The 12,575-nt window shown below is 74.4% G+C and carries 11 protein-coding genes; 7 read left to right on the top strand and 4 right to left on the bottom strand.

The genetic code is table 11. The features are described from left to right. Positions 1–56: 56 nt before the first annotated feature. Positions 57–887, top strand: coding sequence for a 16S rRNA (cytidine(1402)-2'-O)-methyltransferase (gene rsmI / locus IFT45_RS01610; RefSeq protein ID WP_056058944.1), 831 nt, complete (start codon positions 57–59; stop codon positions 885–887). Between the two features lie 188 nt (positions 888–1,075). Here rsmI and IFT45_RS01605 read toward each other — a convergent pair whose 3' ends face one another. Further along, the gene (locus tag IFT45_RS01605) at positions 1,076–2,008 is read right to left on the bottom strand and encodes a type IV toxin-antitoxin system AbiEi family antitoxin domain-containing protein (RefSeq protein WP_192126332.1); all 933 of its coding nucleotides are present in this window, start codon (positions 2,006–2,008) and stop codon (positions 1,076–1,078) included. Positions 2,009–2,295: 287 nt separating this feature from the next. Here IFT45_RS01605 and metG point away from each other — a divergent pair, with 287 nt between their 5' ends. Genes metG through IFT45_RS01580 form a run of 5 tightly spaced genes read left to right on the top strand, consistent with a single transcriptional unit; the run spans position 2,296 to position 7,318 of the window. Beyond that, positions 2,296–3,864, top strand: a complete 1,569-nt coding sequence (metG, locus tag IFT45_RS01600) for a methionine--tRNA ligase (RefSeq protein ID WP_056058938.1) — start codon at positions 2,296–2,298, stop codon at positions 3,862–3,864. Continuing rightward, positions 3,861–4,811 (top strand): TatD family hydrolase, encoded by a 951-nt coding sequence (locus tag IFT45_RS01595; protein WP_056056745.1) that lies wholly within the window; start codon positions 3,861–3,863, stop codon positions 4,809–4,811. Before metG ends, IFT45_RS01595 begins: the two co-directional genes overlap by 4 nt. Next, on the top strand, positions 4,811–5,698 hold the full coding sequence (gene rsmA, locus IFT45_RS01590; RefSeq protein WP_056056743.1) for a 16S rRNA (adenine(1518)-N(6)/adenine(1519)-N(6))-dimethyltransferase RsmA: 888 nt from the start codon (positions 4,811–4,813) through the stop codon (positions 5,696–5,698). Before IFT45_RS01595 ends, rsmA begins: the two co-directional genes overlap by 1 nt. Before the next feature lie 4 nt (positions 5,699–5,702). Further along, positions 5,703–6,365, top strand: coding sequence for a DUF4287 domain-containing protein (locus IFT45_RS01585; RefSeq protein WP_197982105.1), 663 nt, complete (start codon positions 5,703–5,705; stop codon positions 6,363–6,365). 14 nt (positions 6,366–6,379) lie between these two features. Continuing rightward, positions 6,380–7,318: a 4-(cytidine 5'-diphospho)-2-C-methyl-D-erythritol kinase gene (locus IFT45_RS01580; RefSeq protein WP_056056739.1), complete on the top strand. Its 939-nt coding sequence runs from the start codon at positions 6,380–6,382 to the stop codon at positions 7,316–7,318. 511 nt (positions 7,319–7,829) lie between these two features. Here IFT45_RS01580 and IFT45_RS01575 read toward each other — a convergent pair. Further along, entirely contained in the window at positions 7,830–9,623 is a 1,794-nt protein-coding gene (locus IFT45_RS01575) for a hypothetical protein (RefSeq protein WP_192126330.1), read from the bottom strand. Here IFT45_RS01575 and IFT45_RS01570 point away from each other — a divergent pair. Next, positions 9,622–10,905 carry a ThiF family adenylyltransferase gene (locus IFT45_RS01570; protein ID WP_192126328.1) on the top strand — a complete coding sequence of 428 codons (1,284 nt, stop codon included), beginning with the start codon at positions 9,622–9,624 and terminating at the stop codon, positions 10,903–10,905. The genes IFT45_RS01575 and IFT45_RS01570 overlap by 2 nt on opposite strands. Positions 10,906–11,144: 239 nt before the next feature. Here the strand turns inward: IFT45_RS01570 and IFT45_RS01565 are convergent, their stop codons facing one another. Both IFT45_RS01565 and moaA read right to left on the bottom strand, forming a co-directional pair. Continuing rightward, positions 11,145–11,414, bottom strand: a complete 270-nt coding sequence (locus IFT45_RS01565) for a MoaD/ThiS family protein (RefSeq protein WP_056056735.1) — start codon at positions 11,412–11,414, stop codon at positions 11,145–11,147. Between the two features lies 1 nt (position 11,415). Further along, positions 11,416–12,528: a GTP 3',8-cyclase MoaA gene (gene moaA, locus IFT45_RS01560; RefSeq protein ID WP_056056734.1), complete on the bottom strand. Its 1,113-nt coding sequence runs from the start codon at positions 12,526–12,528 to the stop codon at positions 11,416–11,418. Positions 12,529–12,575: the final 47 nt, after the last annotated feature.

Here is a 12,575-nt window from a genome sequence, read left to right as displayed (position 1 = left end):
GGGCCATCGTATTCGGCGCGTCGAGCGGCTCCGTCGCGCCGGGGGAGAATGACCGGGTGATCGTTCTCGCCGCGACCCCCATCGGCAACCTCGGCGACGCCTCGACGCGTCTCGTCGAGGCCCTCCGCAACGCCGAGGTGATCGCCGCGGAGGACACCCGCACGGCCATCCACCTCATGCGCGCCCTCGGCGTCGAGAACCGCCCGCGGCTCATCGCCCTGCACGAGCACAACGAGCGCGAGAAGGCGGGCGAGCTCGTGGAGCTGGCCCGCGCCTCCGACGTCCTGGTGCTGACCGACGCCGGGATGCCCGCCATCAGCGACCCCGGGTTCCCGCTCGTCGAGGCCGCCGCCGCCGCCGGCGTCACGGTCACCGCGCTGCCCGGCCCCTCGGCGGTGCTGATGGCGCTCGCCGTGTCGGGCCTGCCCACCGACCGCTTCAGCTTCGAGGGGTTCCTGCCGCGCAAGCAGGGTGACCGGCTGCGGGTGCTCGGCGCCCTCGTCGACGAGCGCCGCACGATGGTGTTCTTCGAGTCGCCCCACCGTCTCGCCGACTCGCTCGGCGACGTCGCGACCGCCCTCGGCGCCGACCGCCGCGTCGTCGTCTGCCGCGAGCTGACGAAGATGCACGAGGAGGTGCGGCGCGGGTCGGCCGCCGACCTCGCCGCCTGGGCGGCCGACGGCGTGCGCGGCGAGATCTGCGTCGTGGTCGAGGGTGCCCCCGAGCGCGAGTTCGACCTCGCCGCCGGGCTCGCGCAGGTGCAGGCGCTCGTCGCCGACGGCGCCCGCCTCAAGGAGGCCTCCGCCGACGTGGCCGCCGCCACCGGCCTCTCCCGCCGCGACCTCTACCAGGCCGCCCTCGCCGCCCGGGCCCCCCGCCCCTCCTGACCTGCCCCCGGGGCGCAGCCCCCCCGCCCGGCCGGCCCGGCCTGTCTAGTGCGGCGGGTTCGTGTCCTCCCGGGCGGGCGAGCGCCCGCCCGCCCACAGGGACACGAACCCGCCGCACGGTTCGTGCTGCACCGCCGGGGAGGACGTCGACCCGCCGACCATGGCCGACAGCGAGCGTTCACCGCGGCTCACCAGTCCCGCGGCACGGTGCTCCCGCGCATCATCGCCTCGAACGCGGCCCTGTTCCAGACCCGGTCCCAGGTCGGGCGGCGGAAGTCGTACCCCTGCTCCCGGAGATCGTCCTCCCGGACCTTCTCGTCCCAGTGCTCGTCTCCGGTCATGAGCTCGGCGTCCGGCCCGTACTTGTACCGGCCGTCCGCCTCGAGCACCAGGCCGGGCCCGGTCGACCCCGGCAGCTCGCGCCACAGGCAGTCGACCTCGGCCCGGCGACCCGTCAGCAGCCGGAGGCGCACCTGCTGCTCGGGGCGACGCCAGCCGCCCTCGAAGCACCTGACCTGGACGAGCGACTCGAGCGGCGACTGCGACAGCGGGGTGCCCAGCCCCAGCGCGGATCTCGCCCGCCGCGCGCCAGGATGGCGGGGGCGCCGCTCCAGCTCGTCCGACAGCTGGTCGAGCTCGACCATCCCGTGGAGGAGGGCGTGGTCGATCATCGGCACGGAGACGATCAAGGAGTGCGCGAGGGCGACGTCGACGAGCGTCCGTGCCAGGGGCGTCAGCCAGAAGTCGCCGATGGGCACGGGGTCGCAGGGCAGCGTCGAGCGGTGCGCCCGGATGCTGGCCTCCGACCGGCCGCCCGACACCTCGGTGCGGAGCGCGTCGAGCCGGTCGGGGAGCCCGCCGACCACGGGCAGCCCGAAGAGGACGGCCGCCGAGCGGTGGCTCACCACGAGTTCTCGGGGGCGCGTGGCGACCACGGCACGTGCCCGCGCGACGAAGCGCCCCCTCGCGTCCAGGGCCTGCCAGACGTCTCCCTCGAGGTAGGCCCCCGGGGCGACCCGGACGAGCACGCCCCTCCGGGTGAGTCGGCTCTGCGCGTTGCGGTCGACGCCGCGACGGGCGAGTTGGCGGGAGGTCGCGATGACCAGGTCTGAGGGGTCCACGGAGGTGATCCTCGGAGACGACCCGCGACTCCCGGGGGCCCTTCCGTGGGGCTGCGGAGGGACCGGCGCTCCCGAGTCCTGGGGAGGGACGCCGTCGAGCGCACGTGCGGCGGGTCCGTGTCCTGGTGGGCGGGTCGCCGCGGACCCGCCCACGAGGACGACGACCCGCCGCAGCCGGCGAGGCGAGGAGAGCGCGCCGCCGAGGCCCGGCACCTGCCCTGAGGAGGCCCCCGGGGGGAGGCGCGGGCCGCGTCACGGGGGCGGTGGCCGCACCTAAGATGGTGGCCATGCCCGCCGGCGACTCCTTCTTCATCGCAACGCCCATCTTCTACGTCAACGACGTGCCGCACATCGGCCACGCCTACACCGAGGTCGCGGCCGACGTGCTCGCGCGCTGGCACCGCCAGCGCGGCGACGACACGTGGCTGCTGACCGGCACCGACGAGCACGGCCAGAAGATCCTGCGCACCGCGACCAGCCACGACGTGACCCCGCAGCAGTGGGCCGACAAGCTCGTCACCGAGTCCTGGAAGCCGCTGCTCGAGACCGTCGACATCAGCAACGACGACTTCATCCGCACGACCGACGAGCGCCACGAGGCGGGCGTGCAGAAGTTCCTGCAGAAGCTGTACGACGACGGCTTCATCTACCAGGGCGAGTTCGAGGGCTCGTACTGCGTCGGCTGCGAGGAGTACAAGCAGCCCGGCGACCTCGTCGAGGGCACCGGGCCGTTCGAGGGCGAGCAGGTCTGCGCGATCCACTCGAAGCCCGTCGAGCTGCTGAAGGAGAACAACTACTTCTTCCGCATGAGCGACTTCGAGCAGCGCCTGCTCGACCTCTACGAGCAGCAGCCCGACTTCGTGCAGCCCGAGACCGTGCGCAACGAGATCGTGCAGTTCGTGCGGCAGGGCCTCCGCGACCTCTCCATCTCGCGCCAGAGCTTCGACTGGGGCGTCAAGGTCCCGTGGGACGAGGAGCACGTCGTCTACGTCTGGTTCGACGCCCTCCTCAACTACGTCACGGCCATCGGCTACGGCGTCGACGACGAGCAGTTCCGTCGACGCTGGCCGGCCGTGCAGCTCGTCGGCAAGGACATCGCCCGGTTCCACGCCGTCATCTGGCCCGCCATGCTCATGGCCGCGGGCCTCCCGGTGCCGAAGGCGGTCTTCGGCCACGGCTGGCTGCTCGTCGGCGGCGAGAAGATGTCGAAGTCGAAGCTGACCGGCATCGCCCCGCAGCAGATCACCGACGTCTTCGGCGCCGACGCGTTCCGCTACTACTTCATGCGCGCCATCACGTTCGGCCAGGACGGCAACTTCAGCTGGGAGGACATCGCGGCCCGCTACCAGGCCGAGCTCGCGAACGGCTTCGGCAACCTGGCCTCCCGCGTCGTCGCGATGATCACCCGCTACTTCGACGGGGTCGTCCCCGTCGCCGGCGAGCTGACCGACGCCGACCTCGCGATCCGCGAGACCGAGCTGCGCGTGACGGCCGCGGCCGACGCCGCGATCGAGCGCTTCGCGATCAACGAGGCGCTGGCGTCCATCTGGGAGCTCGTCGACGCTCTCAACGGCTACATCACCGAGCAGGAGCCCTGGGCCCTCGCCAAGCACGACGACCAGCGTGAGCGCCTCGCGACGGTTCTCAGCACCGCCCTCCGCGGCCTCGGCACGCTCACCGTGCTGCTCTCGCCCTTCATCCCGACCGCGACGCACACGCTGTGGGAGTCCATCGGCCAGGGCACGCTGACCAGCCAGCCGGTCGACCGGGCCGCCGAGTGGTCGAGCGCGCCGGCCGTCGTGCCGCTCGCCGCCGGGCTCTTCCCGCGCATCGAGCAGCCGGAGCCGGCGGCGTGAGCGACGCCGACCGCGACGCGGCCGCCCCCGGGGGCGTCGCTCCCGCGCACGTCCGCCACCGCGCCTCCACCGAGTCCGGCGGGCAGACGCGCGACCTGACGTACCCGCCGAGTCCGCAGGCCCTCGTCGTGCCCGTGTACGACAACCACACGCACCTCGAGATCGCCGACGGCGAGAACTCGCTCGACTACCGCGAGCACCTCGACCGGGCGTCGAGCGTCGGCGTCCGCGGGGTCGTGCAGGTCGGCACCGACCTCGAGACGTCGCGCTGGTCGGCCGCGATCGCCGCCCGCGAGCCGCGCGTGCTCGCCGCCGTCGCGCTGCACCCCAACGAGGCGCCCGCCCTCGCCGCCCGCGGCGAGCTGGCCGACGCCCTCGCCGAGATCGACGAGCTCGCCTCGCGCCCCCGCGTGCGGGCGATCGGCGAGACCGGGCTCGACTTCTTCCGCACCGGCGAGGAGGGCCGCGACGCCCAGATCGAGTCGTTCGTCGCCCACGTCGAGATCGCGAAGAAGCACGGCCTGGCCCTGCAGATCCACGACCGCGACGCCCACGACGAGGTCGTCGACCTGCTGCTCGAGGTCGGCGCCCCCGACAAGACCGTCTTCCACTGCTTCAGCGGCGGCCCCGAGCTCGCGAGCATCCTCGCCGAGAACGGCTGGTACGCCTCGTTCGCGGGCACCGTCACGTTCAAGAACGCGCAGCCCCTCCGCGACGCGCTGGTGCAGCTGCCCCGCAGCCTCGTCATGGTCGAGACCGACGCGCCGTACCTCACGCCGACGCCGTTCCGCGGCCGGCCGAACGCGCCGTACCTCATCCCGCACACGCTGCGGTCGATGGCCGAGACGATCGGCACCGACGTGTCGATGCTCGCCGCCCAGATCTCGTCGAACACCGAGCTGGTCTACGGCTCGTGGACGGACGAGCCCGTGACGGTCGAGGGCTGATGTCGCGCTCGACCCTGCTGGGCCCCGCCGAGATCCGCGACCTCGCCGACCTGCTCGGCATCCAGCCGACGAAGAAGCTCGGCCAGAACTTCGTCCACGACGCCAACACGGTGCGGCGCATCGTCGCGGCCTCCGGCGTCTCGGCCGGCATGTCGGTCGTCGAGATCGGCCCGGGCCTCGGCTCGCTCACCCTCGGCCTGCTCGAGGCGGGGGCCGACGTCGTCGCCGTCGAGATCGACAAGCGCCTCGCCGAGCAGCTGCCGAAGACCGTCCAGCTGCTGCAGCCGGCCGCCGACCTGCGGGTGATCGTCGACGACGCGATGCGCGTCGTCGCGCTGCCCTCCGAGCCGTCGCACCTCGTCGCGAACCTGCCCTACAACATCAGCGTGCCCGTGCTGCTGCACTTCCTCGAGCACTTCCCGTCGCTCGAGCGCGGGCTCGTCATGGTCCAGGCCGAGGTCGGCCTTCGCCTCGCCGCCGAGCCCGGCTCGAAGATCTACGGCGCCCCGAGCATCAAGGCGGCCTGGTACGGCGAGTTCTCGACGGCCGGCCAGGTCAGCCGCCAGGTGTTCTGGCCCGTGCCGAACGTCGACAGCATCCTCGTCGCGTTCGACCGGCGCGAGCCCCGCGGCACCGAGCAGGAGCGCCTCGCCGTCTTCGAGCTGGTCGACGGCGCCTTCCAACAGCGACGCAAGATGCTCCGCCAGTCGCTCTCGGGCGTCTTCGGGTCGTCGGCGGCCGCCTCCGAGGCGCTGGTCGCCGCCGGGCTCGAGCCGACCGAGCGCGGCGAGCAGCTGACCGTCGACGACTTCCTCCGCATCGTGCGCGCGAGCGGACGTGGGGGAGGCGCCGCCCCGGTCGCCGAGGGCGCTCCCGAGGCAGACTGACCCCGTGAGCACCCACGACGACCCCTCGACGCCGCGTCGTCGCGCGTCGTCGGGTCGCCGGTCTGCCGACGGCGCGACCGCTGCCGCCGCAGCCTCAGCCGCCGCGGGAGGCGTGCCCCCGCGCGGCGTCAGCGGCCACGAGCAGACCATGAGCGACGCCCGGCTCGGCGCCGGCACCGGCCGCAGCGCCGAGCAGTGGTTCGCCCTCCTCGACGCGGCGGACTCCACGACGCGGTCGCACACGCAGATCGCGCGCTGGCTGGTCGACGAGCACGAGGTGCCGGGCTGGTGGGCTCAGAGCATCACCGTGCGGTACGAGCAGGCCAGGGGGATGCGCCTCCCCGGTCAGCAGGCCGACGGCACGTTCTCGGTGTCGGTCAGCCGCAGCCTGCGCGGCGGCCAGCTCGAGCTGCTCGACCTCGCGGTCGAGCGCTTCGCCGCCTTCGCGGGCGGCCCGCCCGACTCGACGAGCCGCTCGGCGAAGCACCCCACGGCGCGCTGGCGGCTGCCGAGCGACGAGTCGCTCCTGCTCACCGTGGCTCCGCCGGTGGGCGGCAAGTGCTCCGTCAGCCTGACCCTCAGCAGGCTCCGCCTGCCCGAGCGGGTCGAACCCGTCAAGCAGGAGCTCACGAAGGCCTTCCGCGTCGTGAGCGACCGGCAGAACTGACTAGGTTGGGAGTCATGACGACCGTGGCCGCCCCGACCGTGGTCCACACGCGTGCCCCCGGCAAGATCAACGTCTTCCTGGCCGTCGGCGACCTGCAGGGCGACGGCTACCACGAGCTGGCGACCGCCTACCAGGCCGTCTCGCTCTACGAGGACGTGCGGGCGCGGCACTCCGACGACTTCACCGTGCGCGTCTCGGCGGGCCCGGGCGTCGACGTCTCCGGCGTGCCCACCGACGAGAGCAACCTGGCCATCAAGGCCGCCCGCCTCCTCGCCGCCACGACGGGCTGGGCCGGCGGCGTCGACCTCACCATCGACAAGGCCGTGCCGGTCGCCGGCGGCATGGGCGGCGGCTCGGCCGACGCGGCGGCGACCCTGCTCGCGTGCGACACCCTGTGGCAGACCGGCGTGGGGCGCGACGAGCTGCTGCGGCTCGCGGCCGAGCTCGGGGCCGACGTGCCCTTCGCCTTCGCCGGGGGCACCGCCGTCGGCACCGGTCGCGGCGACGAGCTGAGCCCCGCCCTCGCCAAGGGGCAGTTCCAGTGGGTGCTCGCCCTCGCCGACTTCGGCCTCTCGACCCCCACCGTCTACCGCGAGCTCGACGAGCACCGCCGCCGCCACCAGAGCGACATCGCGCCGGTGCGGCAGCCCGTCGTCGACGCCGGGGTGCTGCAGGCGCTGCGCGCCGGCGACGCCGGCATGCTCGCCGACAGCATGCACAACGACCTCCAGGCGCCCGCGCTGCACCTCGAGCCGGGTCTCTCCGCGGTGCTCGAGCTCGGCGAGAGCAACGGGGCGCTGGCGGGCATCGTCTCCGGCTCGGGGCCGACCGTGGCGTTCCTCACCGCCGACCTCGACAGCGCCCTCGAGCTGCAGATCGCGCTCAGCGCGGCACGGCTCACGGTGCTGAGGGCGACGGGGCCGGTGCACGGCGCCCGCGTCGTCGCCGACTGAGGCGGGCCTGAGAGCCGCGCCGGCCGGAGCCGACCGTTCTCGCCCGACCGGAGCGGGACCTGGACCGGGACCTGTCGGCTCGACCCGCGACTCCTCGACGCGCACCTCCGAGACCGCAATCCGAGAGAGATCCGTTCTGCCGAGCCCCGAGACCAGGGCTGCCCCGGTCGCCTGCGGGCTGATCACTCTCGAATTTGAGAGCCGCGTCGGCTGGCGCTGGCCGTTTCTCCGCCGCCGAGATCGGAACCGGACGACCCGCGCTCCGCGACTCCTCGACTCGCGACTCCCCGACCCGCGACCCCTCGACCCGCGATGCGAGAGAGATCCGTGCTCCCCAGACCTGAGACCGGGCCGTTCAGGCCGCGCGCGGGCCGATCACTCTCACATTGGGAGGGAGAGAGGCTGGGAGCAGGAGCAGGAGCAGGAGCAGGAGCAGGAGCAGGAGCAGGGGCGGCGTCGGCCCGCAGCGGCGCCCGCCACCAGGGCCGCCTCGGGCGGCGCCCGCCTCCGCTCAGCGCGTGTAGCGCAGCACGTTCGTGCGGGTCAGCGACCACTCCTCGTCGAGGTGGAACCCGACGCTGCCGAGCTCGTCGGTGACGCGGGGGCGCCAGTCCTGCTTGTCGCTCGTGATCAGCCAGACGACGTCGAGGTCGGCCGTGCGGTCGAGCACGTCGCCGAGGTCGTGCTGGGTCTCCCACAGGCCCTCGGTCTCGGCGCCGGGCGTCTCGAGGGTGAAGTCGGACATGCCCTCGAACGCGGCCGGGTAGGTGTCCTGGATGATCCGCGACGTGGCGTGGGGGTGACGCCGCACGGGGCCGAAGACGAGTCCCTCCGCGGTGCCGGCGGGCTCCTCCGCGCGCTCGCGGGCGACGAGGGCCGCGACCTGGTCCCAGGCCGCGGAGTCCTTGGCCTCGGGCTCGCGCTGCTCGAGCCAGCTGGGGGTCGTGAGCACGACGGCCACGAGCAGCACGAGGGCGATCACGCGCCGCCAGGGGATCGCGGCCACGGCGACGGCCATCGTCATGGCGACGGCCGGGGTGCCGAAGGTCAGGTACCGCGGCGAGTACAGCGGGTCGACGACCAGAGAGACGCCGACGAGCCCGACCGTCGGCACGATGAGCCAGGGCAGCACGACCTCGGCGAAGCCGCGCGCGGCCGGGGCGAGGCGCAGCGCCAGCACGACGAGGGTCGACGCCATCGCGAGGATCGCGAAGACGGCGAAGTTCTCGTTGCCGATGAACCACTGGGTCACCAGCACGCCGCGCAGGGTGTCGAAGTTCGGCCGCTCGATCCAGCTGACCTGCCCGTTCTGCCCCGAGATGAACCAGGCGAGCGGGAGGCAGGCGAGGCCGGCCACGACGGCGCCGCCGAACCAGCCGACGAAGGCGCGGCGCGACGAGCGGACCGAGTCGCGCACGACGCCGCCGAGCTGGGTCGCGGTGCGGAGCGGCCCCGTGGCCGACTCCGCGGCGGCGCCGGCCGGCACGACGACGACCGAGCCCGTGCGGGCCCACTCGTCGACGCGCCCCACCTGGTCGCGCTGGTCACGGTGGTCGCGCACGACCCGGACGATCATCGTCACGGCGTGGCCGACGACGAGCAGCGCGAGGTAGAGGAAGAACGCGGCGGCGACGACCGCGAGCACCCCGTAGGCGACCCACCAGAGCGCCACCGAGCGGCGGGTGCGGGCCACGCCGTCCTCCGAGGTGCGGCGGGCGGCCACGACGAGCACGAGGGTCAGGGCGACGGCGAACATCGCCGACAGGGCGTACGAGCGGCCCTCGCCGCCCATCCAGGTGACGCGGGGCAGCAGGCAGAACAGCAGGCCGGCCACGACGGCGGTGCGGCGGTCCACGAGGATGCGCGTGAGGGCCACCGTGAACCCGGCCGCGGCGCCCGTCGCGAGGGCGCTCGGCACGCGCAGCGACGTCGGCGAGTACGGGAAGACGTCGAACCAGAGGTGCATGAAGGCGTAGTACGTGGCGTGCACGAGGTCGACGGTGTGGATCATCGTCCAGAGCTGGCCCCAGGTGCGGGTGGCCGAGACGACGGTCGCGGCCTCGTCGTACCAGACCGAGGGCACCCCGAGGAAGGCCCCCGACACCACGGTCGCGAGCAGGCCGATGAGGACGGCGTCGGCGTGACGGGCGTGCAGGAGGCGCGCGACGGCCCCGCGAGGGCGCCCGGCCGGGCGGTCGGCACGGCCGTCGGCGGTGCCGGGGGCCGTGCCGTCGGCGGTGCCGGTGGTCGGGGATACAGTGGGCGCGGCCGCGTCGCCCGCGGCTGGTCTCAGGAGGTCCGCCATGTCGTCACTGCCCCCTCTCGTGTCGTCTGTCAGGGTGTCCGCCGCGCGGGCCGTCGCCGGCCCGGAGGGGTCGGCCACCGCCCCGGAGGACGACGTGCGCTGGTCGCGCAGCGTCCGCCTGCCGGGCTTCGGTCTCGACGCCCAGGGCCGGCTGCGGGCAGCGCGGGTGCTGGTCGTGGGTGCCGGTGGGCTGGGCGCACCGGTCGTCCAATATCTCGCAGCCTCCGGTGTGGGGACGCTGGGAATGGTCGACGACGACGTCGTCGACCGCTCGAACCTACAACGTCAGGTGCTCTTCTCGCCGAGCGACGTCGGCCGGCCGAAGGCCCACGTCGCGGCCGAGCGCGTCCGTGCCGCGGCCCCGGAGGTCGAGGTCGTCGTGCACCCCGTGCGGCTCACGGCGGTGACCGCGTCGCTCCTCGACGGGTACGACCTCGTCGTCGACGGCAGCGACTCGTTCGACACCTGCTACCTCGTCGCCGACGAGGCCGCGGCCCGGGGGCTGCCCGTCGTCTGGGGGTCCGTCTCCCGCTTCGACGGCCAGGTCTCCGTCTTCTGGGACGCCGCCCCCGACGGCCGCGCCGTCGACTACCGCGACCTGCACCCGGCGCCGCCGGCCTCCGGCTGGGACGAGTCCTGCGCCGACGTCGGCGTCCTCGGCCCGCTCTGCGGCACCGTGGGCGGCGTCATGGCCTCCGAGGCGGTCAAGCTGCTGACGGGCGTCGGCGAGCCCCTCCTCGGCCGCGTGGTCACCCTCGACGCCCTCGGCGGCTCGTGGCGCGAGAGCCGGCTGCGGCGGGCTCCGCACCGGGCGGCCGAGCGGGAGCGCGCGGCCGCGTCCCGGCAGTGGGCCGACCCCGAGGAGTCGCGGGTCGAGCCGAGCGCGTCGGCGGGCCCGGTCGTGACCACCGCCTCCCCGGCTGCTCCTGTCGCCGCCCCGGAGGCCCGGGCCGTCGGGCCCGACGTGAGCGCCGACGACCTCGCCGAGCTGCTCACGGCGCGGGAGGAGGGCGTGGCGGAGTTCACCCTGCTCGACGTGCGGGAGCCCGACGAGCACGACTTCGCGCACCTGCCGGGCGACGTCACGGCGCCCGGCCTCGGCGTGCGGACGCGGCAGCGGCCCGAGCTCGACCCCGCGGTGCCCGTGATCGTCTACTGCGCACGGGGGCCCCGGGCACGGGCGGCCGCCGACCTGCTCGCCGGGGAGGGCTTCGACGTGGCCGTGCTCGACGGCGGCATGTTCGGCTGGCAGCTGCGCGCCGACGCCGCGGCCCGTCGCTGAGGCGGCCCGTCCCCGGCCGCAGCTGACGCGCCACGTCCCCGCCCGCTGACCGGTGGCGGCGCATTTTCTCAAATTTGAGAGTGATCCGGTGAGAACGAGGGTCGGAGCCCCGGCCCTGCGGTGCTGGCGACCGAGATGCTCTCGTTCTGCGCCGCCGCGCGCTCGACTGAGCCGCCGCCCGACTCCGCGCCCCGCGCCGCCCGCCCGGTCGGCTCAGCCCGCGCCGCCGTACGCCCGGCTCAGCCGCCGGCGAACGGCGGCATGACGTCGACGACGTCGCCGTCCGCCACGAGCTGCTCGCGGTCGCGGGTCGTGAGCCCGTCGACGAGGAACGAGCAGCGCAGCAGCACGTCGCGCCAGTCGGCGGCCGACGTGCCCTCGACCGGCCGCACCTCGGCGAGCAGCCGCCCGACGGTCGCGCGCTCGTCGTCGGGCAGCTCGACGACCTGCTCGTCGAGGCCGACGGCCGCGCGGGCCGCCGCGAAGAACCTCAGGGTCGCTCGGGTCACGTCAGCCTCCGATGGCGCTCATCGACCGCGCGGGCTGCACGAAGTCGGGTCGGTCGATGCCGTGCGAGGCGGGCTTCGTCCACATCGCCCCGCGCCAGAGGTCGGCGAGCTCGCGGTCGTCGGCCCCGGCCCGCATCGGGTCGCGGAGCCCGGTCTCGGCGTCGCCGAACAGGCAGCTCCGCACGCCGCCCTCGGCGGTGAGCCGGGTGCGGCGGCAGTCGCCGCAGAAGGGGTCGCTGACCGAGGCGATGATGCCCACGGTGCCGGCCAGCCCGGCGTCGGCGCCGTGGCCCACCACGTCGAAGCGCTCGGCGGGCGCGCCGTCGCGCGGTGCGGCGTGGGGGCTGAGCACGAAGCGCTCGGCGAGGCGCGTGCGGATGTCGAGGGAGGTGACGAAGGAGTCGCGCTCCCAGGTGTGGTCGGCGTCGAGGGGCATCTGCTCGATGAACCGCAGCTCGTGGCCGCCGGCGAGCGCCCAGGCCAGCAGGTCGGCGGCCTCGTGGTCGTTGACGCCCGGCAGCAGCACCGCGTTGATCTTGACCGGGGTGAGGCCCGCGGCGGCCGCGGCGTCGACGCCCGCGAGCACCTTGTCGAGGAAGGGGCGTCGGGTGAGCTGCGTGAAGGTCTGGGCGTGCAGCGAGTCGAGGGAGACGTTCACGCGGTCGAGGCCCGCGTCGCGGAGCGCCTGGGCCCGCTGCGCCAGGCCGATCGCGTTGGTCGTGAGCGACACGTCGGGCCGGGGCTCGAGCGCCGCGACGCGACGGACGATGTCGACGAGGTCGGCCCGCAGCAGCGGCTCGCCGCCGGTGAAGCGCACCTGCCGCACGCCGAGGTCGCGCACGCCGATCGCGACGAGGCGCACGATCTCGTCGGCGCTGAGGGCCTGGTCCTTCGGCAGCCAGGGCAGCCCCTCGGCCGGCATGCAGTAGGTGCAGCGCAGGTTGCACTTGTCGGTCAGCGACACCCGGAGGTCGCTGGCGACGCGCCCGAAGCGGTCGAGCAGGCCGGGGGCCCGGTCGGCGGAGGGGCGCGCGGGGAGGCCGGCGTCGGCGCTGCCGGCTCCGACCTCGCCGGAGCGCCGGGGGAGGGCTGGCAACCCGAGCGAGACCGTCATGCGACGACTGTAGGCGAACCACGCGGACGCCGCAGGCCGGAGGCGCG

The sequence above is a fragment of the Frigoribacterium sp. CFBP 13707 genome (assembly GCF_014842245.1).
Classification (GTDB): Bacteria; Actinomycetota; Actinomycetes; order Actinomycetales; family Microbacteriaceae; genus Frigoribacterium; species Frigoribacterium endophyticum.
The sequence above is the reverse complement of the archived record's forward strand: the minus strand, read 5'-3'. Positions and strand labels throughout refer to the sequence as shown.

Coding starts and splice junctions, on each gene's coding strand:
- rsmA (WP_056056743.1), top strand. CDS start 4,811: ATGTCGCGCTCGACCCTGCTGGGCCCCGCCGAGATCCGCGACCTCGCC.
- IFT45_RS01570 (WP_192126328.1), top strand. CDS start 9,622: ATGTCGTCACTGCCCCCTCTCGTGTCGTCTGTCAGGGTGTCCGCCGCG.
- IFT45_RS01575 (WP_192126330.1), bottom strand. CDS start 9,623: ATGGCGGACCTCCTGAGACCAGCCGCGGGCGACGCGGCCGCGCCCACT.
- IFT45_RS01580 (WP_056056739.1), top strand. CDS start 6,380: ATGACGACCGTGGCCGCCCCGACCGTGGTCCACACGCGTGCCCCCGGC.
- moaA (WP_056056734.1), bottom strand. CDS start 12,528: ATGACGGTCTCGCTCGGGTTGCCAGCCCTCCCCCGGCGCTCCGGCGAG.
- metG (WP_056058938.1), top strand. CDS start 2,296: ATGCCCGCCGGCGACTCCTTCTTCATCGCAACGCCCATCTTCTACGTC.